The following is a 21,334-nucleotide window of genomic DNA, read 5'->3' as shown; positions in this document are numbered from 1 at the left end:
ATAATGATACATAGAATCTATAGGTATGCAAGGCTGTTTTTTATACAGTCTTTTGGTTCATGTGAAGAAATGAACGCTAGTTACTGATATTGAAAGGTTTTAGTTGCTAATTACTGTGTCGATTTTATGGCTTTAAAGCTATTGCTTGCTCAGTTTAAACCTGTCATTATCCGGCCAATGGATATCACTTGTTTTCGATATTAAAGGATTAAAAATCAATGAATAAATCTTATCTCGCCATTATTCCCCATCTAAAACCAACACCAAGTTTTGTGGGAATTTATCTGTTTGTTTGGCTGTTGTGGCATAACGAATTCCCGCTGTCTTTAATTAATACTAACGGTGATTTACTGGTCAGAATCAATAGTGCAATTGCGGCGGTCGAGTACAATCAATACTTCTTTGTTTTTCTGCTGACTCTATTGGTGATTTTGTTAAGACATGGTTTTGATTATTTAGGCGACCTTGCTAACAATGAAGACCGTCCAAACAAAACAAGCCTACTTCAAAATAGCACTTTGGCAGAAACTGAAAGTGAAACGGATATAAAGCGCGTGATTTCAGCATTAGATGACGCGCGAGTTAAATTGTCTGATGCGAAAGAGCAAATTAAAAAGCTCAAACAAGACAAGCAAAATATGGTCAAAAAAGTAATGCAATTAGAGTCTGAACGAGAAGAATTGACTGTTGATAAAAGCATACTGAGCCAAGAAATCACTGAGCTTAAAGGAAAGCTTGCAAAACAAACGCTTGAAGCTTAGCTAAAGTTTCAAGCAATAAACTGCAAAGTCGAGCATCAATACGCGGATGATTTGAGCAAAAGCTTAAATGATAACACTACAAATCATCCCCGATAGTAGCTACACTAGCGAAAACTTTGCATTCAACATTTTTCATGACCGATTCATTCCACTTCGAAAACACCTTTCATTTAGACAAAAGCCATTTTAGTGAATGTTATAGCGAAACTGCGGTTCAAGATGACTCGTTTCGTCCATATACAAAATCAGCTGTTTTAATCGTATTTTCTTTGACCATTATGATTGCGACAGAGATTAGTGCTTATATGTCATATTTCGTATTTGGCTTAGGTATTATTGAGGCGTTGGGGGTTTACTACCGCAAACCTTGGTGGATTTACCGTCAGCTATTATCAAAAGCGGCCAATAATGAAGTCACGTTAATTATTGACGAACAGGGGATTTCCACTCAATCTTCCTTCGTTAATCTAACCTTTGCTTGGCGTGATATCCAATCACTTAGCAAGTCAGCGTTGGGGTGGGTATTTATTTGTCAGGGCACTCAGCATTATATTTCTGATCGCAGCTTGAATGAGCAGGCTCAGCAATTTTTGGTAGGGCAACAAAGTGCGGTAGAACAAACCGCGTTAAATGCTTCGGAAAAAAGCTAGTGTCAATACCGAAGAAAAATCCTATTTCACTGACTAACCCACGTTTTTTGCTATTGTTTTTCACCGCATGGGTTTTGATGTTAGTGATGGCGCCCGCCAATATTAGTGAGCTTGTTAGTTATAGCTATTTTAGTTTGCTCGGCGTTTTAGGTGCAATTTTTGCGAACTCCACTGGGGCAGGTGGCGGTGTCGTCTTTATTCCAATGTTCAATCAACTAAGTTTCAGTGAAACTCAAGCGATTGCAACCAGTTTCGGTATTCAATGTTTTGGCATGACAGCGGGCTCCTATACTTGGTGGCATCATTATAAAACACAAAAGTCTGATTTAAGATTATGGCAAGGTTATAAACGCATAATCGCAGTGACCAGCATATTTTCCATCATAGGCTTATGGCTGACTTTTTCTTTCAAACTTGAGTCGCCATCTTCTTTGCATGAAAGCTTCAGTTGGTTTTCGCTGCTTTTAGGCGCTTTTATATTAGCGACGATATACTTGATTAAGCCAACCCGCGAATCAAGCCAAATTACCTGGTTTGATTATCTCGCTCTAATCTTGATTGGCTTACTTGGTGGGGCAATAACCGCGTGGTTATCGGTAGGCGTAGGTGAATTACTCGCCATCTATTTAATATTACGTCGATTTGATGTCACTATGGCCGTGGCGGCTGCGGTGGTAGTGTCTGCATTTACGGTTTGGTCTGCTATTGGGCAATATACCCTAGCGTCATTTGAGGTATATTGGCAGGTAGTTGTATTTGCTGGGCCTGGCGCCGTTATGGGGGGGATCTTTGCTAAAACTTTAGTGGGTTACCTGTCGGCAACTAAGCTGAAATTATTTTTCGCGTTTTGGCTATTGGTAATCGGCATTGTCGGAATATGATTTGAAACAATTTTAAATGAGAATTATTCTCAGAAACCTTGACAGAATATGGCGACTTAATTAGGCTTGCCTGCATTGATAATAACAACAAACTTCCTGACAAATAGGCTTACTATGTTAAAGAAAATTATTGGTTTATCCGCATTGTTAATGCTATCTGCTTCGACACTTGCAAGCGAAGTGAATGTTTACTCTTATCGTCAACCGTTCTTGGTTGAACCTTTATTTCAAAAGTTTACTGACAAAACAGGCATTAAGGTCAATGTTGTTTTTGCAAAAAAAGGCATGGCTGAGCGTTTAGCTCGTGAAGGTGAGCATAGCCCTGCGGATGTACTATTAACAACAGACATTAGCCGATTAATTGAATTGCATGAGAAGTCGCTATTGCAACCTGTCACTTCATCAGAAATTACTGACGCTATCCCTAGTCAATACCGCGCCGCAGATGATACTTGGTTTGCTTTAACCACGCGTGTTCGTAATATCTATTCTGCCAAACGATTAGGAGATGTTGAATTAAGCTATGAAGATTTAGCTGATCCAAAGTATAAAGGTCGCCTGTGTACGCGCAGTGGTAAGCATCCTTACAATGTTGCATTAGTTGCTTCTATGGTTGCGACCAACGGCGAGCAAGCCACATTAACTTGGTTAGAAGGTGTAAAGAAAAACTTAGCACGTAAGCCACAAGGTAATGATCGTGGTCAGGTTCAGGCGATCCACCAAAACCTGTGTGACTTAGCAATTGGTAACAGTTACTACTTCGGTAAAATGTTGACCAATGAAGAGCAAAAAGTTTGGGCTGATGGCGTCAATATTAATTTTCCAAATCAAGCTAATCGTGGTGCTCACGTAAATATTTCAGGCATGGGCATGGCAAAATATGCACCGCATACAAAAGAAGCAAAAGCCTTGATGGAATTTTTAGTGTCGGCACCTGCACAGCAACTTTACGCTGAAACAAACATGGAATATCCGGTACGCGCAGGTGTTGAAAAATCGGCATTGGTTGCATCATGGGGTGAATTCAAAGCAGATACTTTGTCATTAGAAACCATCGCTAAGCACCGTAAAACAGCGTTGAAGCTACTTGATCAGGCTAAATTTGATCTGTGAGTTTAGGACGGAAAAATCCCTTTTGGCGATTAACAAGTTGGATACTAGCACTGGTATTAATTTTACCCGTGCTAGTGATGTTAATCGCCAGTATTGGCTCTTCTGATTCCCTCTTTTCACATCTATGGCAAACCGTTCTTCCAACGTACATCGAAAACACTATAAAGCTTAGTGCTTATGTGGTGATGTTGGCGTTGCTGTTTGGAATTCCCAGTGCCGCACTAGTTACGCAAACTAATATCAAAGGGCGACAATGGCTTCGTTGGATGTTGTTGTTGCCATTAGCGATGCCAGCTTATTTGGTGGCTTACCTTTACACGGACTTGTTCGATTATGCAGGCCCTGTTCAACGGTTTTTAAGAGAAAGTTTCGGTTGGCAATCCGCCAATGATTATTGGTTTTTTGATATTCGAACCCTTTTTGGTGCCAGTGTTGTTCTTGCGCTCGTATTATTTCCTTATGTGTATATGTTAACGAGAACGGCGCTAGAGCAACAAGACCGAAATTTAATTCGTGCAGGCCGCACGCTAGGGTTATCTGCTTCGAAAGCATTCATACAAATAGGATTGCCATTAGCTCGTCCTGCGATCATGGTGTCTGCAACCTTAGTGATGATGGAAACCATCGCTGATTTCGCCACCGTGCAATATTTTGCCGTTAATACACTAACCACAGCGATTTATGATACTTGGTTAGGCTATGGCGATATGGCGGCGGCAAATGCACTGGCGAGTGTGTTGATGTTGTTTGTGCTGTTTGTTGTTGTTGCCGAGCAAAAAAGCCGTGCAAAACAGCGACATCAAAGTAGTCGGCCGAGCAAGGAAACAGAGTTAATTTGTTTGTCGGCAAGCCAGCAAGCTTTAGCGTTAAGTTTTTGCTGGTTCTTAGTTATTGCCGGGTTCTTACTCCCTATAACGTTGCTGATTTCAATGGCGATAAAGTATAGCGACATTGGCCAATTTAAAGCGTTGACAGATATTGGTATGAACACGCTTTACGTCTCAGGCATTGCCGCTACAATTTCAGTGTGCTTAGCGGTGTTTTTATCGCTTTACAAAAGAATGCACGAAGACAAATCAGCAAAGTGGCCGCTGCAACTTTCAGGGTTTGGTTATGCCGTGCCAGGTACTGTATTGGCCATGGCATTGATGGCAACGTTTGCTCCTATTGATCATTGGTTGAATGACATTGCTGTGTTACTTAGTCTAGAGAAGCCGGGGCTTATTCTATCAGGCACTGTTTTTGCGATCATATTCGCCTTTGTGGTTCGTTTTGCGGCTATTGCCAATGGCACAGTAAGCGCTGGAATTGATAAAATTCCTGCATCTTTAGATTTTGCGCCAGCAACATTAGGTGCCGGTCTGCTTGCCACCATTAAGCGTGTCCATTTACCTCTGTTAAAACCCTCAATATTGGTCGCTTGGCTATTGGTTTTTGTTGAATCGATGAAAGAACTCCCTGCAGTACTGTTGTTAAGGCCGTTTAATTTTGAAACGCTGAGCACTTTTATTTATCAGCTAATTTCAGATGAACAACTAGAGCAAGGTGCTATTGGAGCGATCTTTATAGTATTATTCGGCCTATTACCGATTATCTGGCTAAATAAAGATAAGCATTGATTTAGACTATGCGTCTAACCCGTAAAAGTGAATATTTGTGACTCAACTACTTGAAATTGAACAACTCAGTGTTGCCCTTGATGGCAATAATATTTTATCGGATATTAATTTGACGCTTAATGCGGGCGAAATTATGGGGTTAGTTGGCGCTAGTGGCTGTGGTAAAACAACGCTATTAAATACACTTGCAGGCTTTGTTCGTTTCGAGCGCGGGCGTATTTCTTTGGGTAACAAAATCGTTATCGATCAAAACCAATTTGTTGAACCTGAGCATCGACACATCGGCATGATCTTTCAAGATTATGCGCTGTTCCCGCATTTAACAGTACAAGAGAATGTTGCGTTTGGTATAAAGCGTTTGGCGAAAGATATTCAATCAGAGCGGGTTGAACAGTTATTAACGTTACTTAAACTGTCAGAGTACGCTAACCGATACCCTCATCAACTCTCTGGTGGACAGCAACAACGTGTTGCTATTGCTCGTGCTTTAGCACCTCAGCCTAAATTACTGTTATTAGATGAGCCTTTTTCTAATATCGATGCCCGTTTACGTCACGAATTGATGCTAGAAATTCGTCGTTTGCTTAAACAATTAGGCATCAGTGCTATTTTTGTTACACACAATAAAGATGAGGTGTTCACTTTTGCCGATAAAATGGCGGTGATGAATGAAGGGCAGCTACTACAAGTAGGGGCGCCAACCGAACTTTGCCAAAACCCTAAAAGCTGGTTGGTTGCAGACTTTCTACAATTGGGCAGTTGGGTTCCGTGTAAAATAGCGACGTCGCATGTAAAAACAGCCTTAGGTGAGTTTGACTTTAATGATGATAAAGATCATTCAGTTGAATCATTGGCCAAACTGCTCATTAAACCACAGCACTTGTCACTTGATGATGATAAGCCTGTAAATGCTGAAGTGGTGCATATTGGTGTAACCGAGCAGGGATTTCATTACCATATTGACAGCATTGACAGCATTGACGGTGATCCGCAGCTCAAATTTAGTCAGCTGAGTTTATACAGTGAATCCGTCTACCAATTAGGGCAGCAGCTCACCGTATCGTTAAAGCCACATAAATTACTTGTTTTTAATCAACAAGTAACTCATTCGGAAATGTGATTGCTTTTTATAGCTTTGAACATTTCAGCTTAATAGGCTGCGCCCATCAAATTTTAATGTTGAATATACTTAAATCAGTATAGATAATGTTTCGTATAGGTTCATAGGTTGAGCATGACGCAAATCCCGTGTATGTAAGGAAACATAATGGCAGGTAAAAACAAGCACTTTTTAACGCAGCCGCTTTCGATAGGAATGCTTATTCTTTTTGGCTTTGCATTCTTAATAACATTGTTTGTAACTATTACCAGTTACCAATTTTCCCTAACGCTTTGCCAAGATTCAGCTTGCCTCCAAAGCTTCTTTGAGCATTTTAAGCAACCCATTTGGCTCTCTTCGGGGCTGATAACGGTACTAATTTTACTTAACCTCTTTTATAGAACTCAGCTAACGGAAGAAATGCTCAAAAAATCGGAAGAGTCATTGGAATCAACGTTACAACAAAATTGTTTTTCCAATTATTTTGAGCATTTATCTCAATTTGAGAAGTACATAGAGGATACTGAAAATTTATCTAAGTACCTCACAAAGCCTAGAGCATCCCACGAATATTTTTACCCGAATGCTATTGATGGTGACTTTAGATTTAATGTTGGCGTTATAGAAAAGCTAAATAAGGTTTTTATCAAATTCAGTTCTGTACTTAATCAAGGTGGAGGAGAACTAACGGGCTCCCATCATCATAAAATATTGAATTTGATGATTGAGTTAGGTCATCTAGTTCAACTAAGGCAACTTTGTGATGACCTTTTTATCACATACAACCCTAAACCCTGTGAATTAGATCTGATTAGGCACAATAATGATCCGATAACGGCAGAGCTATATTTGCCAGCAATCAAGTACTCAGAAGCTATTTATTATTATATAAGCTTTTTTACTGGTTATTTAAGCCGACTACTTAGTTTCTACCCTGTAGGGCTAGATAGAGAGTTTATTAAGAATCCTTTTGGAATAGATCTGAAAAAACTTGATAAAGAAATTACCCTTGGCAGGCTTGAAGAATATAAAGAAGAACGTGATATCGCTATAAAATTAAGACAGGATTCTATAAGGAATAAGTATAACTATATAGGTGGTACAGAGACTACAACAGAGCTTTCTAAAACAGGAAGTGACGAGATATATAAATTTTCATATTCTGATTTAAAACTGGATCTATGAAATCAAAAGTGTTTTCTCTTTGGCTTTTAAGATTACGACTCATGGTGAGCTAACGTATTTAGTAGTTTAAATTTAACTTGAGTACGAATATTTATAGAATGTGGGTTTAATATCTTTTTAGCAACATGAAACTAAAAGTGAGTGTGAAACCTTTTCTATTAAAGTAAAATTAAGCGCTTGTAGTCATTCCTAGATCATAGGTATTCATTTTCTGACACAGAACCAACATTTTTTTACGTAAAAACCCTAAAAATGGGAATGATCCCCATTTTGTTGGGCTACAGATCCACAAACTTCCACAATTTCATCCACTTCCTTGCACCCCTTGATTTTTCTAGTCTCGGAGCAGATCAAATAGTTCAAACTTTGCTTGACATATCTTGATATAAATCACTAAACTGTATAAATGTGGAAAAAAGTGGGTAATTGTGGATCTCAAAGATTCACACAAAATAAATAAGGTTATGTTTAGAGGCACTAGCGCAATTACGCTCGACAGCAAAAATAGAATCACGATGCCAACGAAGTATCGCGAGGAGCTATTTGCTGATTGCCAAGGAAAAATGGTTTGTACCGTTGATATCCAGCATCCTTGTTTACTGCTTTATCCGCTCCCTGAATGGGAAGAAATAGAATTAAAACTTTGTGGTTTATCAAGTATGAATCCACAAGAAAGACTGCTTCAACAAGTGTTACTGGGCAATGCCTCAGATTGTGACATGGATAAAAGCGGTCGTTTATTGATTAATGGTCCATTACGTCAACACGCGTCATTAGAAAAAGGCGTTATGTTGGTAGGGCAATTGAAAAAATTTGAAATTTGGAATGAATCAGCTTGGCAGGCGCAAATGCAACAAGGCATTGGCAAAATTCAAGCGGGCGAAATCGAATTAACCGAACGATTACTTGATTTATCATTATAACTAGAACGATATGCCAACAGATAATTCACATATTTCTGTATTGCTCGATGAAGCGATACAAGCACTAGCCATCGATCCGGATGGCATCTACATCGACTGTACGTTTGGCCGAGGTGGACATTCAACTCAAATTTTATCTCAACTTTCAGATAAAGGTCGCTTAATCGCCATCGATCGTGATCCTACGGCAATAGAAGCTGCTGAAAAATTCAAAGATGATGCTCGCTTTAAAATTGAACATTTTGGATTCGCCGAGCTAGAAGCGATAGCGAATAGCAATGATATTGTTGGCAAAGTGTCGGGCATCCTATTTGATTTAGGTGTTTCCTCACCGCAACTTGACGTTGCAGAGCGCGGCTTTAGCTTCATGAATGACGGCCCTCTTGACATGAGAATGGACACCACCCGTGGTGAGACAGCAGCAGAGTGGCTTGCGCGTGCTGATGTAGAAGACATCAGTTGGGTATTAAGAACCTTTGGTGAAGAAAAACATGCATGGCGTATTGCTAATGCCATTGTCGATAGCCGTGAAGAGTCACCATTAACACGAACCGGTGAACTTGCGGCGTTGATCAAGAAAACTGCCCCGCAGCGTGAAATTAAAAAGCATCCTGCCACTCGGAGTTTTCAAGCTATTCGTATGTATATCAATAGTGAATTAGATCAAATAGAGAAAGCACTTGCTGCGTCACTAAATGTTCTTAAAACTGATGGCCGTTTGGCGGTTATCAGCTTTCATTCGCTAGAAGATAGGTTAGTAAAACAGTTCATGAAAAAACATTCACAGGGCAGACAAGTACCACGTGGAATGCCGATCAGTGAAGCTGAATTACAAAAAGGCAAAAAATTAAACTTGGTGGGTCGAAAAACCAAACCAAGTAAAGATGAAGTAACTCGTAACGTAAGATCAAGAAGTTCAGTGCTACGCGTGGCTGAGCGACTGGATGACTAAAAATGGCAGCAAAAAATGCAGCCTTAGTTGTTGATATTTATAATGATATTCAACAGCACATTTTGACTTATGTATTGTTGGCGTTAGTGGTTTTTTCAGCATTGGCGGTGATTTATTTCACCCATGTTAACAGACAAACCACCAGTAACTTAGAAGTACTGCTGACCGAACGAGACGAATTAGACATTGAATGGCGTAACCTTTTGATCGAACAAAACAGTTTGGCAGAACATAGCGCAATAGAGATTAAAGCATCAAAAATGCTTGATATGAAACGACCAGACGCTAAATCGGAAGTTGTAATAAAATTACCATGACAACCGCGACTGAAAAGAAAAGAAGACTTAATCAAAAGCCAACAACCGTTGCATGGCGGTTTTATGTTGTGCTTGGCATTGTCGCGCTTATTTATTGTGGTTTAATGGCCAGAACAGCATATATTCAGGTGATTGAACCTGACATGTTGAAAAAACAAGGCGATATGCGTTCGCTAAGAACAGCTGCTAAAACCGTACAAAGAGGCTCTATTGTTGATCGTAATGGTACAGAGTTAGCAGTCAGTGTTCCTGTAGAAACCGTCTGGGCTGATCCTAAGGTGGTGATGGACAAAAACGGCTTAGCTATGGTTGAACATTGGCGTGCGCTTGCTGATGTGTTGGGTCAAGACGTTAATAAACTGACTAGTCGTATCGTCCGTCAGCCCAACAAACGTTTCGTTTACGTTGAGCGTCAAGTATCGCCAGTCATGGCGAATTACATCAAAGAATTAAAAATTCCAGGCATACACTTAAGAAAAGAATCGAAGCGTTTCTATCCTGCTGGCGAAATTAGTGCACATCTTGTCGGCTTTACTAACGTTGATGATAAAGGCATTGAAGGCATTGAACGTGTTTATGATGCGTTGTTAACTGGTAAAGGTGGCGCGAAGAAGTTTCGTAAAGATGCTAAGGGCAGAAAAATTGAAATTCTATCTGTCGAGGAAGCACAGCCGCCAAAAGATTTAACCTTAAGTATCGACCAACGTATTCAGGCGATAGCGTATCGCGAATTAAAAGGGGCGGTTAGAGCATTTAAAGCTACGTCGGGCTCGGTCATTGTAGTTGACGTTGAAACTGGCGAGTTACTTTCATTGGTGAATAGTCCTTCTTACAATCCAAATAATCGCGGTAATACGCCAGCCAATCGCATTCGAAATCGCGCTATTACCGATATGTTTGAACCGGGTTCTACTATGAAGCCGTTGTCGTTGCTGACAGCGATGGAATTTGGCATTGCTGATGCAGGAACTGTTGTTAATACCAGTCCTGGCTGGATGCGCTTGGGCGGTCGACGTATTGGCGATCCTATTAATCGTGGCGAGTTAACCATGGAAGAGATTTTAATTCACTCTTCAAACATGGGCACAGCAAAACTTGCGCTAGCGATGCCAAAAGAATATTTAATTGATAAATTTTTTGAAGTCGGTTTTTCCGAAGATACGGGTAGCGGTTTAGTGGGTGAAAGCAGCGGCATGATGTCAGATCGCAATCGCTGGTCACAGCATGAACTGGCCAGTTTATCCTATGGCTATAACTTGGCGATTACGCCAATGCAATTGGCTCGCTTTTACGCAACGGTGGCAAATGGTGGTATTAAACGTCCATTTTCGATTACCAAAGTAGACCGTCCGGTTGAAGGGGAACGTCTGTTTTCAGAAAATTTAACTGCTGATTTACGATTAATGCTGGAAGGTGTTGTTGAAAAAGGCGCCAAAAAAGCACAAGTAGACGGTTATCGCGTCGGCGGTAAAACAGGTACCAGTATTAAAGCTGTTGCCGGTGGTTACGGAAATGATTATGTCGGTCTTTTCGCTGGCATGGCGCCAATCGACGACCCTAAAGTTGTGGTCGTTGTAGTGATAAATGAGCCTGGAGGCGACTTATATCATGGAGGAGATGTTGCCGCACCGGTATTTTCTCGTGTCATGAAAGGCGCATTACAAGTGCTAAATATTGCACCTCAGTTGAACAAAGTAGCGGTAAAGTCCACTTCACGTAAGGAGCTGGATAATGCCTAACCTGCCTATTTATTCAATTGCTTCTGCGCTGGCTCAGTTTAATATTCATATTGCGGAGATTGCCTCAAATGGCTTAGTAAATGATAGCCGAGAAGTGACGACTGACTCTGTGTTTTGCGCAATAAGCGGTAGCTTAGAAGATGGTCGCCAATATATTGATTCAGCACTAGAGCAAGGAGCCGTACTTGTCATTGGCCAGTGTCATAGTGTACAGCAGCACGGTAATATCATTGAACGTGTAATCGATGGAAACAAAATTGATGTGATTCAATTTTTTGAATTGGATAAACACCTTATTTCGCTAGCCCAACATTATTATGGTTACCCACATCGCTCAATGAATATGATCGGTGTAACGGGTACAAACGGTAAAACCAGTACGACCCAAATACTCGCAAATTGCTTTGATGCATTGTCTTACCCAAGTGCTGTTATTGGCACCACAGGAGCGGGGAGAATTGGTGCACTTACGCCGATTAAAAATACCACCCCAGGACCCACAGAGCTAAGTGCTTTGTTGGCGAAGTTCAAGCAGCAAGACATTAAACATGTGGTGATGGAAGTATCCTCTCATGCATTGGACCAGCATCGCGTTAGCCCTGAGATGATGGATATTGCAGTGTTTACTAATTTATCTCGTGACCATCTTGATTATCACGGGAGTATGGAAGCATACGCGAGCGCTAAATTTAAACTGTTTATCAAAAATCCAGCACAATATGCAGTAGTAAATGGTGATGATGAATATGCAAAAGCATGGCTAAACGACAACAATACACTTGAAAAACTGACGGTGTTTGGTCGAGATGAAAGTATCAGTTCCTATCGCACTTACGTGCGAGCGGCCGATATAGTTCACGGGCAGACAGGGTTACAATTTACCCTTGAAACTGAACAAGGCAGTTTTCAAGTAAAATCGAAGCTTATTGGTGACTTTAATGCGGAAAACTTGCTAGCGGCCATCGCCGTATTGCGGGCAAGCGGTATTACACTTAACGATATTGTTGATGTGCTCCCCAACATTACACCTTGTGATGGGCGTATGGAAACGTTTGATGGCGAAACTCTTGCTACGTGCATCGTTGATTATGCCCATACGCCCGATGCCTTAGAAAACGCATTAAAAGCATGTCGCCAACATTGCCAAGGTGAACTTTGGCTTGTTTTTGGTTGTGGTGGCGATAGAGATCAAGGTAAACGCGCCTTGATGGGAGATATCGCTGAGCAGTTTGCCGATCATTTAGTGGTGACCAACGATAATCCTCGCAATGAAGCTCCAGAGCTTATTGTTAACGATATTCTGTCCGGTTGTAAGCAGCCAGAAAAAATCACAGTGATGCTCGATCGTGCGCAAGCGGTTAAAGCAACTTTAGCTAATGCAAATGAAAAAGACATGGTATTGCTTGCTGGCAAAGGGCACGAAGATACCATTCAAATTGGAAACGAAATAATTGAATACAGTGAAAGAAAATTGGTGAAGTCAATATATAAACAAGGGGCAAGTGCATGATCCCATTATTGTTATCCGAATTGTCTCTAGCAGTTGATGGCCAACTAGTTGGAAAAGACTTTACTATCGGTCACGTTGGCACTGATAGCCGAGCGCTGAAAAAAGATGATGTATTTTTAGCCCTAAAAGGCCCCAATTTTGACGGTCACCGATTTATAGAACAAGTTTCTAATTTAGGTGCCAGTGCGCTCGTCGTCGATCATCAGGTAGATTCAGCCTTACCGCAAATTATAGTCAAAGATACACGTATTGCGCTAGGTAAAATAGGTGCGTTTATTAAAGTAAAATCAGCACCTAAAACCGTTGGGATAACTGGCAGTAGCGGTAAAACCACCGTCAAGGAAATGGTCGCTGCAATTCTTTCGCGATTAGGGAATGTACTAGCGACACAAGGCAATTTTAATAATGATATTGGCGTACCGTTGACGCTGATGCGACTTACGCCTGAACACGATTTTGCCGTTATCGAAATGGGTGCTAACCATATCGGTGAAATAGCTTATACCACGGAGTTGGTTAAACCTGATGTCGCTATTATCAATAATATTGCTGCAGCGCATTTAGAAGGGTTTGGGGACTTATGTGGTGTTGCGAGAGCGAAAGGTGAAATATTTGAAGGTTTACCTCAACATGGTGTTGCCATTTACAACCAAGATTGCAAGTTAGCGAACAAATGGCAATGGCGTTTAACCGATAAAAACGTCCGTAAATTTTCTTGTAATACCAAATCTGATAGTTATAGCTCTGATGTTGAACTAGATGAAGACGGTTGTGCAAATTTTAAATTACATACCCATGTTGGCTCTACATATATCCAATTGGTTATCCCTGGAAAACACAATGTCTGTAATGCGGTAGCCGCAGCGGCTATTGCAATTGAATGCGGCGCGAGTTTGGACGATGTGCGTTTAGGCTTGGCACAAATGGAACCGGTTAAAGGTCGTTTAAACCTCTATCAGTTGGGCGACGATTTTAAGTTAATTGATGATAGCTACAATGCCAATGTTGAATCTATCAAAGCAGCTACTGAGTTACTGGCTAACTACGCAGGTTATCGTGTATTGGTGTTAGGGGATATGGCCGAACTTGGCTCAGATGCACGTATGTATCATCAAGAAGTAGGCGAGTATGCGAAAGAACTTGGCATCAATTGCTTATTAACTTTAGGCGTGTTGAGTCAAAGTACGGCAGATGCATTTAAAGAGGATGGTCAACATTTTAGCTCTCGTGAGCAATTGCTGATGCATTTATATGAAGTGTTGGGTAAGCAATCACAGCAAATATCAATTTTAGTTAAAGGTTCGCGCAGTGCGCATATGGAGCACGTAGTACAAGATATTATTGCTTGGAAGAATGCCAAGCAAACTGAGGAGCACGCGTAATGTTATTTTGGTTGAGCGAGTACCTCACACAGTATTATTCCGGGTTTAATGTATTTTCATACCTGACCTTTAGAGCGATCATCAGCACGCTGACAGCACTGGTGATGTCTTTGTATTTTGGTCCTAAACTAATCCGCTATTTACAGCGTATGCAAATAGGCCAAACGGTTAGAGATGATGGACCAGAGAGTCATTTGTCAAAGTCTGGCACACCTACAATGGGTGGGATTTTAATTCTAGCGGCGATTGTATCAAGCGTGTTGCTTTGGGCTGATTTAAGCAATCGTTATGTTTTAGTTGTGCTATTTGTTGTGGTGAGCTTTGGTATCATTGGCTTTGTTGATGATTATAGAAAAGTGATTCGAAAAGACTCGAATGGTCTGATAGCAAGGTGGAAGTATTTCTGGCAAACCGTGATTGGTTTATCTACAGCAATATTCTTGTATGCCATGGCACAAGATCCTGCAGAAACCTCGTTATTGATCCCATTTGTTAAAGACGTGATGCCTCAACTTGGCTTGATTTACATTATATTGACCTATTTTGTCATTGTGGGGACCAGCAATGCTGTTAACTTAACCGACGGATTAGATGGCCTTGCGATTGTACCTACCATTATGGTTGCTGGTGCTTTTGCAGTTTTTGCTTACATGACAGGTAACGCCAATTTCTCAACGTATTTAAACATTCCCCATATTTCCATGACCAGCGAATTAGTGGTGGTATGTACCGCCATCGTTGGTGCAGGTCTTGGTTTTTTATGGTTTAACACTTATCCAGCGCAAGTTTTTATGGGCGATGTTGGCTCGTTAGCACTTGGCGCGGCATTAGGTGTTATCGCAGTTTTAGTTCGACAAGAACTGGTGTTGTTTATCATGGGTGGCGTTTTTGTGATGGAAACCCTATCGGTTATTTTACAAGTTGGCTCGTATAAATTGCGAGGCGAACGAATTTTTAGAATGGCACCTATTCATCATCATTATGAACTAAAAGGATGGCCAGAGCCGCGCGTTATTGTGCGTTTTTGGATTATTTCGTTGGTGTTAGTGTTGATTGGTTTAGCGACGTTGAAGTTGAGATAAGGACTTGATGGATAGTTTATCGCAATTAAGAAATAAACAGATAGTCGTGTTAGGTCTTGGCCTAACAGGGATGTCTTTTGTGCGTTTTTTAAGCGCGCATCAGTTTGTTTTTGCGGTAAATGACAGTCGTGACGATATTGTTGAAGAAGAAATCTTTAGTAGGCAGTATCCTGAGGCCACCTTAGTTCAAGGGCATTGGGATCAGTCACTCATTGAACGCGCTGAAATCTTGCTGGTAAGCCCAGGTATTGATTTAGAATCATCAGGGATAAATCAGTCAATTTCTCCTAGTTGTCAAGTATGGGGTGATGTCGAGCTTTATTGTCGCCTGACTCAAACACCGACTGTTGCAGTAACGGGCTCAAACGGTAAATCAACAGTGGTTTCTCTTGTTGATCATATCGGTAAACAGCTGGGGCACAGCACACAGCTTGGCGGTAATGTTGGAGTACCAGTACTAGATACCATCGATGAACAGCCTGAGCTGCTTATTCTTGAATTATCTAGTTTCCAACTAGAAACCATGACGAGTATGGACGCTGTTGCTGGCGCGATGCTTAATTTAAGTGATGATCATCTAGATAGACATCACGATATGAATAACTATGGTGCAATAAAACAGCGAATCTATCAGCAATGCCGTACAGCGATTTATAATCGTGATGATGAAGCTACCATACCAACCGCTTCAAGGTCCATTCTCAGTCACTCAGAGCCTGCGGTTGTCACATCGATAGGAAGTGATAAGCCAGCAATGGGAGAGTTTGGTTTAGATAACTGCAAAGACGAAATATGGCTATTCTATGGCGTAAGTCCTTTAATATCGATTCGTGATTTACCTATCGCAGGCATGCACAATGCGCTAAATTGCTTAACTGCCTTGGCGATAGGTCAAAGTGTTGGTTGGCCTATAAAGGAAATGGTTAAAGTACTAACCTCATTTGAAACACTGCCGCATCGCTGTCAGCCGGTAAAAAGCGCCGACGGTATCTTGTGGATTAATGACTCTAAGGCAACCAATGTAGGCGCTACGATAGCGGCTATCAATGGGCTAGCCTCGACAATTAATGATTCACAACGGCTAATATTGATTGCGGGCGGTGAAGGAAAAGGGGCTGACTTTACACCACTAGTACCACCATTGACTGAATGGGTAGATAGTTTAATCACTTTGGGTAAAGACGGGCAAAAAATAGCGGCTTTACATGACAACAGTATCAATGTTGCTGATTTACGCTTAGCGGTAGCTAAAGCTAAAGAACTAGCGCGTTCAGGAGACATTGTTCTATTGTCACCAGCGTGCGCAAGCATCGACATGTTTAAAAACTTTAGTGAACGTGGTGAAGTGTTCGTGCGCGAAGTACTCGCAGTTAATGAGGTGCGCCATGACAGTTAATATCACTGTTGGCTCATTTAAGTGGCCAAGTTTGCCTAATTGGTTAACTGTGGACTCCAATGCAAGTGTAACCTTCGATCGAAGCTTAATTGTTCTTGCGTTTGCAATGTATATGATTGGCTTGGTGATGGTGGCGAGCTCATCGATGCCTGTCGCCGAGCGCTTGTTTGATAATCCTTTTCATTTTGTTTTCCGCCACGTCATTTACATTGGCTTAAGTATTGTGATCGCCATTGGTGCACTACAAATTCCAATGAGTTGGTGGCATAAAAATTCTGGCGGATTACTCTTACTGGGCATTGGTTTGCTCGTCGTTGTGCTGTTAATAGGTCGTTCGGTAAATGGATCAACACGCTGGATTGTTGTTGGTCCAATCACTATTCAGGCAGCAGAGCCTGCAAAATTATTTTTCTTTTGCTACTTAGCCGCTTATTTAGTGCGCCGCCGTGATGAGGTGATGGAGAACATCAAAGGCTTCTTCAAGCCATTGGTTGTCTTTGGTGTGCTGGCGATGTTGCTATTAATGCAGCCTGATTTAGGTACCGTTGTGGTGATGTTTGTTACTACTTTCGGACTACTATTTTTAGCGGGTGCCAAATTATGGCAATTCATAGCTATTGCGATAGTTGGGGTTGCTGCGCTATCATCGCTCGCTATTTTTGAACCCTACCGTTGGCGTCGTGTGACAAGCTTTTTAGATCCGTGGCAAGACCCGTTCGGTAGTGGCTATCAATTGACCCAATCGCTAATGGCTTATGGGCGCGGAGAAGTGACAGGCCAAGGGTTAGGGAATAGCATTCAAAAATTAGAGTACCTTCCAGAAGCACATACCGATTTTGTTATGGCTGTTTTAGCGGAAGAGTTCGGTTTCATTGGTATAAGCGCGGTGTTGTTGTTGAGTAGTATTGTTGTGATAAAAGCGTTAATGCTGGGTCGTAAAGCGGTCAATAAAGAAAAGTATTTTGAAGGTTTTTTTGCCTATGGTATTGGCATTTGGTTGTGTTTTCAGGCGGCGGTAAATATTGGTGCTAGCGCTGGTATTGTGCCAACAAAAGGACTGACTATGCCATTAATCAGTTATGGCGGCAGTTCAATGATTATCATGACTATTGCCTTTGTCATTCTGATTAGAATCGATCACGAGATTCGACTGCAAAGTATACAGGCAACGTCTGCAGGAAAAACGCAGAGTAAAAAAGGGGCAAAAAAATGATCAATGATCATCAAAACGTTCCTTCAGGAATTAAGACAGACAAGGCGCCTAAGTTGCTTGTTATGGCAGGTGGTACCGGTGGACATATCTTCCCAGGTATTGCAGTCGCTCAGGCGCTAGAACAAGAAGGTTGGCAAATTCATTGGCTCGGTACGTCTAAACGTATGGAAGCTACGTTAGTGCCACAGTACGGCTATAACATCTCCTTTATTAATATGGCTGGCCTTAGAAATAAAGGTTGGAAAGAACTCATTAAGATCCCATTCAAGTTGATGCAGTCATTAATGCAGTCGATTAAAGTCATACGTGGCATTAACCCCGATGTTGTTCTTGGCATGGGCGGCTATGCCAGTGCGCCTGGTGGCATTGCTGCATGGTTATTAGGCAAACCTTTAGTCTTGCATGAACAAAATGCGGTTGCCGGAATGAGCAATCGTTATTTAGCGCGTGTTGCGAGCACCGTCCTAAGTGCGTTTCCTAATGCTTTCAAAGCCTCGCTAAAGCATGAAGTAGTAGGAAATCCATTACGCGCAGAAATCCTTGCTATTACACCGAGTATGCCTGAACAACCTACATCAACCAAAAAAGTGTTGGTAGTCGGTGGTAGTCTGGGTGCGAAAGTACTCAATGACACTATTCCTCAAGCGATGAAACAAATTCAAGTGCAAAATATTGATGTTTGGCATCAAACAGGAAAAGGCAACGAAACAGCGGTCAAAGAGAAATACCAAGAGTTTGGCTTACCAGATAATAAAATCAAAGTCAGTGAATTTATTGATGACATGGCAAAGGCTTATAAATGGGCTGATGTTGTAATTTGTCGTTCTGGTGCTTTAACCGTGTCGGAGTTAGCTATGGCTGGTAAACCTGCCATTTTTATTCCTTTGCCACACGCTGTTGATGACCACCAAACCAAAAATGCCATGTATTTGGTTTCACGTGGCGCAGCAAAATTAATTAATCAAAAAGATTTAAACGGTACCACAATGGCGCAAATGTTAAACAGCCTTTTCATTTCGGATGCTGTCTTGCGCTCGATGTCAAAAGCTGCCATTGATGCAGCCCATGCAGATGCAACTGTAAGCGTTGCACTAGCGTGCAAACAGTGGGTAACCGAATGAGAAATAACATGAACCAAACAGCTCCTATTAAAATTCCTGAAATGCGTCGGGTTAAACAAATACACTTTGTTGGTATTGGTGGCGCAGGTATGGGCGGCATCGCTGAAGTATTGCTCAACGAAGGATATGAGATATCTGGCTCGGACATTGGCGAAAATGCAGTCGTTAAACGCTTAAAAGCCAAAGGTGCAACGGTATTTATTGGCCACAGTGAATCAAATATTGCTGGAGCGAGTGTTATTGTTGTATCTACGGCTATTGACGCAGCTAATCCAGAAATTGCCGCAGCACAACAAATGCGTATCCCAGTGGTAAGACGCGCAGAAATGCTTGCAGAGTTAATGCGTTTTAGACACGGAATCGCAATAGCCGGTACGCACGGTAAAACCACGACTACCAGTTTGATCGCGAGCATCATGGCGGAAGGCGATTTTGATCCAACCTTTGTGATCGGTGGGTTGCTAAATAGTGCAGGTACCAATGCACGATTAGGCTCAAGTCGATACTTAGTTGCTGAAGCGGATGAATCGGACGCCTCTTTTTTACATCTTCAACCCATGGTCGCGGTAGTAACCAACATTGATGAAGATCATATGGAAACCTATCAAGGGGATTTTGAAAAACTCAAAGAAACTTATCTTGAGTTTTTACATAATTTACCTTTCTATGGCGTGGCTGTGATGTGCATAGATAACCCTGTGGTGCGAGAAATATTACCCCGTGTTGCGCGCCAAATTATTACTTATGGCTTCTCTGATGATGCTGATGTTCGCGCAATTTCATATACCCAGTCAGGTGGTCAAAGTCATTTTACTGTTGAAATGCCAGGAAACGAACCGCTGGCAGTGAGCGTTAACTTACCGGGCCAGCACAATGTTCTAAATGCTCTAGCGGCCATAGCCGTTGCGAAAGACGAAGGTGTATCTAACCAAGCAATTTGTAAAGCACTGGGTGAATTTGAAGGCATTGGTCGTCGCTTTGAACAACTTACTGATTTAAAAACAAATACGGGCGTGATGGCGCTAGTTGATGATTACGGACACCACCCGCGTGAAGTAGAAGCAACAATTAAAGCCATGCGTAACGGCTGGCCAGATAAAAGGCTCGTGATGGTGTTCCAGCCACATCGCTATACTCGTACACGAGATCTATATGAAGATTTTGTTGAAGTACTTTCTGAGGTTGATTGCTTAGTGTTACTTGACGTTTATGCCGCTGGAGAAGCGCCAATTTCCACGGCCGATAGTAAAAGTTTAGCGCGTTCTATTCGTCAACGCGGACAAGTAGAGCCAATTTATGTCAGTGATATTGATAAATTACCCGAGGTATTAGCCAAGCAGTTAATTGATGGTGACATGGTTATTACTCAAGGCGCTGGAAATATCGGCACGGTTTCAAGGACCTTAGCAGAGCACCCGTTACTTAATATTACGTCTATGAATGAGGGCAGTAAGTAGTGTCTTCTATGTTACAACAAGAAAAAATAGCTGTGCTCTATGGCGGCACATCAGCTGAACGAGAAGTTTCAATCATGTCGGGTGAAGCTATTGCTCGAGGGTTAGAAAAAGCGGGATTTGACGTTGAGCTCGTTGACCCTAAAGATACGCCGGTGATGTCTTTAACATCAGGTGGCTTTGATAGAGCATTTATTGCACTTCATGGCAGAGGTGGTGAGGATGGCACAATGCAAGGTGCTTTGGATACGATTGGGATACCATACACAGGCTCAGATGTGCTTGGCTCGGCACTCTGTATGGACAAAGTACGCAGTAAGCTGGTTTTTAAAGCGCTTAATATCCCGACAGCGGCATTTGAAGTAGTCGAAAAGGCAACTTATCAGACAAGTCGTTGTAAGTCGATTCTAGAGGGGCTTGGCGGTAAAGCAATGGTGAAGCCGGCTAATGAGGGCTCGAGCATTGGTATGTCAATTGTGACTAACTCAAAAGAATTGGATGATGCGCTGATAAAGGCATTCAAATACGATGAACAAGTATTGATTGAAGCGTGGATTAATGGACCTGAGTACACGATTGCTATTTTAGGTGAGCAAGCACTGCCGGTTATTCATATGGAAACGCCAAGGGAGTTTTATGATTACGAGGCGAAATATCAATCCACAAGTACCTTATATCATTGCCCGAGCGGCTTAGCAGAGCAGACAGAGCAAGAATTACAAGCCATTGCGTTAAAGGCGTTTAAAGCCGTTGGCGCTAAAGGTTGGGGCCGAGTTGATGTAATGCAAAGTGAACAAGGACAATGGCAGGTACTTGAAGTGAATACTTCTCCGGGCATGACAGAAACCTCTTTGGTCCCTAAAGCGGCGAAAGTGGCGGGTTTAGATTTTCCGGCATTAGTAACAAAAATAGTTTCATTAAGTAAAGAGCAGTAGTA

19 protein-coding genes are annotated in these 21,334 nt (G+C 41.8%); all 19 read left to right on the top strand.

Annotated elements, in window-relative coordinates; genetic code table 11:
- Window positions 1-218 precede the first annotated feature (218 nt).
- The 19 genes from QUE03_RS16670 to QUE03_RS16580 all read left to right on the top strand — a co-directional run bounded on the left by QUE03_RS16670 (window position 219) and on the right by QUE03_RS16580 (window position 21,332).
- On the top strand, window positions 219-761 hold the full coding sequence (locus tag QUE03_RS16670) for a hypothetical protein (RefSeq protein ID WP_286263086.1): 543 nt from the start codon (window positions 219-221) through the stop codon (window positions 759-761).
- 134 nt (window positions 762-895) lie between these two features.
- Window positions 896-1,411 carry a YcxB family protein gene (locus tag QUE03_RS16665; protein WP_286263085.1) on the top strand — a complete coding sequence of 172 codons (516 nt, stop codon included), beginning with the start codon at window positions 896-898 and terminating at the stop codon, window positions 1,409-1,411.
- On the top strand, window positions 1,411-2,292 hold the full coding sequence (locus tag QUE03_RS16660) for a sulfite exporter TauE/SafE family protein (protein ID WP_286263084.1): 882 nt from the start codon (window positions 1,411-1,413) through the stop codon (window positions 2,290-2,292). Before QUE03_RS16665 ends, QUE03_RS16660 begins: the two co-directional genes overlap by 1 nt.
- Before the next feature lie 114 nt (window positions 2,293-2,406).
- Window positions 2,407-3,405 (top strand): Fe(3+) ABC transporter substrate-binding protein, encoded by a 999-nt coding sequence (locus QUE03_RS16655; protein WP_286263083.1) that lies wholly within the window; start codon window positions 2,407-2,409, stop codon window positions 3,403-3,405.
- Complete coding sequence (locus tag QUE03_RS16650) at window positions 3,402-5,024, top strand: ABC transporter permease (protein WP_286263082.1); 1,623 nt, start codon at window positions 3,402-3,404, stop codon at window positions 5,022-5,024. Before QUE03_RS16655 ends, QUE03_RS16650 begins: the two co-directional genes overlap by 4 nt.
- Before the next feature lie 37 nt (window positions 5,025-5,061).
- Window positions 5,062-6,144, top strand: a complete 1,083-nt coding sequence (locus tag QUE03_RS16645) for an ABC transporter ATP-binding protein (protein WP_286263081.1) — start codon at window positions 5,062-5,064, stop codon at window positions 6,142-6,144.
- Between the two features lie 147 nt (window positions 6,145-6,291).
- Window positions 6,292-7,308 (top strand): hypothetical protein, encoded by a 1,017-nt coding sequence (locus tag QUE03_RS16640; RefSeq protein ID WP_286263080.1) that lies wholly within the window; start codon window positions 6,292-6,294, stop codon window positions 7,306-7,308.
- Window positions 7,309-7,772: 464 nt separating this feature from the next.
- The gene (mraZ, locus tag QUE03_RS16635; protein ID WP_286267892.1) at window positions 7,773-8,231 is read left to right on the top strand and encodes a division/cell wall cluster transcriptional repressor MraZ; all 459 of its coding nucleotides are present in this window, start codon (window positions 7,773-7,775) and stop codon (window positions 8,229-8,231) included.
- A gap of 10 nt (window positions 8,232-8,241) precedes the next feature.
- Entirely contained in the window at window positions 8,242-9,183 is a 942-nt protein-coding gene (gene rsmH / locus QUE03_RS16630; protein WP_286263079.1) for a 16S rRNA (cytosine(1402)-N(4))-methyltransferase RsmH, read from the top strand.
- Window positions 9,184-9,185: 2 nt separating this feature from the next.
- On the top strand, window positions 9,186-9,500 hold the full coding sequence (ftsL, locus tag QUE03_RS16625; protein ID WP_286263078.1) for a cell division protein FtsL: 315 nt from the start codon (window positions 9,186-9,188) through the stop codon (window positions 9,498-9,500).
- On the top strand, window positions 9,497-11,239 hold the full coding sequence (locus tag QUE03_RS16620) for a penicillin-binding transpeptidase domain-containing protein (RefSeq protein ID WP_286263077.1): 1,743 nt from the start codon (window positions 9,497-9,499) through the stop codon (window positions 11,237-11,239). The genes ftsL and QUE03_RS16620 overlap by 4 nt, the downstream gene beginning before the upstream one ends.
- On the top strand, window positions 11,232-12,749 hold the full coding sequence (locus QUE03_RS16615; RefSeq protein WP_286263076.1) for a UDP-N-acetylmuramoyl-L-alanyl-D-glutamate--2,6-diaminopimelate ligase: 1,518 nt from the start codon (window positions 11,232-11,234) through the stop codon (window positions 12,747-12,749). Before QUE03_RS16620 ends, QUE03_RS16615 begins: the two co-directional genes overlap by 8 nt.
- Window positions 12,746-14,131 (top strand): UDP-N-acetylmuramoyl-tripeptide--D-alanyl-D-alanine ligase, encoded by a 1,386-nt coding sequence (gene murF / locus QUE03_RS16610; RefSeq protein ID WP_286263074.1) that lies wholly within the window; start codon window positions 12,746-12,748, stop codon window positions 14,129-14,131. The genes QUE03_RS16615 and murF overlap by 4 nt, the downstream gene beginning before the upstream one ends.
- Window positions 14,131-15,213 (top strand): phospho-N-acetylmuramoyl-pentapeptide-transferase, encoded by a 1,083-nt coding sequence (mraY, locus tag QUE03_RS16605; protein WP_286263073.1) that lies wholly within the window; start codon window positions 14,131-14,133, stop codon window positions 15,211-15,213. Before murF ends, mraY begins: the two co-directional genes overlap by 1 nt.
- 7 nt (window positions 15,214-15,220) lie before the next feature.
- The gene (gene murD / locus QUE03_RS16600) at window positions 15,221-16,609 is read left to right on the top strand and encodes a UDP-N-acetylmuramoyl-L-alanine--D-glutamate ligase (protein ID WP_286263072.1); all 1,389 of its coding nucleotides are present in this window, start codon (window positions 15,221-15,223) and stop codon (window positions 16,607-16,609) included.
- Entirely contained in the window at window positions 16,599-17,822 is a 1,224-nt protein-coding gene (ftsW, locus tag QUE03_RS16595) for a cell division protein FtsW (RefSeq protein WP_286263071.1), read from the top strand. Before murD ends, ftsW begins: the two co-directional genes overlap by 11 nt.
- A complete protein-coding gene (gene murG / locus QUE03_RS16590) occupies window positions 17,819-18,943 on the top strand; it encodes an undecaprenyldiphospho-muramoylpentapeptide beta-N-acetylglucosaminyltransferase (protein WP_286263070.1) in 1,125 nt (374 codons plus the stop codon). Before ftsW ends, murG begins: the two co-directional genes overlap by 4 nt.
- A gap of 8 nt (window positions 18,944-18,951) precedes the next feature.
- Window positions 18,952-20,400: a UDP-N-acetylmuramate--L-alanine ligase gene (gene murC, locus QUE03_RS16585; RefSeq protein WP_286263069.1), complete on the top strand. Its 1,449-nt coding sequence runs from the start codon at window positions 18,952-18,954 to the stop codon at window positions 20,398-20,400.
- Between the two features lie 8 nt (window positions 20,401-20,408).
- The gene (locus QUE03_RS16580; RefSeq protein ID WP_286267889.1) at window positions 20,409-21,332 is read left to right on the top strand and encodes a D-alanine--D-alanine ligase; all 924 of its coding nucleotides are present in this window, start codon (window positions 20,409-20,411) and stop codon (window positions 21,330-21,332) included.
- The last annotated feature ends 2 nt before the right edge of the window (window positions 21,333-21,334 follow it).

It is taken from the genome of Thalassotalea atypica, assembly GCF_030295975.1.
GTDB classification, from domain to species: Bacteria; Pseudomonadota; Gammaproteobacteria; order Enterobacterales; family Alteromonadaceae; genus Thalassotalea_F; species Thalassotalea_F atypica.
This window is presented reverse-complemented; position numbering and strand designations above follow the sequence as displayed.

Bases quoted from the DNA above. Each gene is read 5' to 3' on its own strand.
- QUE03_RS16640 (WP_286263080.1), top strand. From the start codon at position 6,292: ATGGCAGGTAAAAACAAGCACTTTTTAACGCAGCCGCTTTCGATAGGA.
- QUE03_RS16670 (WP_286263086.1), top strand. From the start codon at position 219: ATGAATAAATCTTATCTCGCCATTATTCCCCATCTAAAACCAACACCA.
- ftsL (WP_286263078.1), top strand. From the start codon at position 9,186: ATGGCAGCAAAAAATGCAGCCTTAGTTGTTGATATTTATAATGATATT.
- murF (WP_286263074.1), top strand. From the start codon at position 12,746: ATGATCCCATTATTGTTATCCGAATTGTCTCTAGCAGTTGATGGCCAA.
- rsmH (WP_286263079.1), top strand. From the start codon at position 8,242: ATGCCAACAGATAATTCACATATTTCTGTATTGCTCGATGAAGCGATA.
- murD (WP_286263072.1), top strand. From the start codon at position 15,221: ATGGATAGTTTATCGCAATTAAGAAATAAACAGATAGTCGTGTTAGGT.
- ftsW (WP_286263071.1), top strand. From the start codon at position 16,599: ATGACAGTTAATATCACTGTTGGCTCATTTAAGTGGCCAAGTTTGCCT.
- QUE03_RS16620 (WP_286263077.1), top strand. From the start codon at position 9,497: ATGACAACCGCGACTGAAAAGAAAAGAAGACTTAATCAAAAGCCAACA.
- murC (WP_286263069.1), top strand. From the start codon at position 18,952: ATGAACCAAACAGCTCCTATTAAAATTCCTGAAATGCGTCGGGTTAAA.
- QUE03_RS16580 (WP_286267889.1), top strand. From the start codon at position 20,409: ATGTTACAACAAGAAAAAATAGCTGTGCTCTATGGCGGCACATCAGCT.
- QUE03_RS16665 (WP_286263085.1), top strand. From the start codon at position 896: ATGACCGATTCATTCCACTTCGAAAACACCTTTCATTTAGACAAAAGC.
- mraZ (WP_286267892.1), top strand. From the start codon at position 7,773: ATGTTTAGAGGCACTAGCGCAATTACGCTCGACAGCAAAAATAGAATC.
- QUE03_RS16655 (WP_286263083.1), top strand. From the start codon at position 2,407: ATGTTAAAGAAAATTATTGGTTTATCCGCATTGTTAATGCTATCTGCT.
- QUE03_RS16615 (WP_286263076.1), top strand. From the start codon at position 11,232: ATGCCTAACCTGCCTATTTATTCAATTGCTTCTGCGCTGGCTCAGTTT.
- murG (WP_286263070.1), top strand. From the start codon at position 17,819: ATGATCAATGATCATCAAAACGTTCCTTCAGGAATTAAGACAGACAAG.
- mraY (WP_286263073.1), top strand. From the start codon at position 14,131: ATGTTATTTTGGTTGAGCGAGTACCTCACACAGTATTATTCCGGGTTT.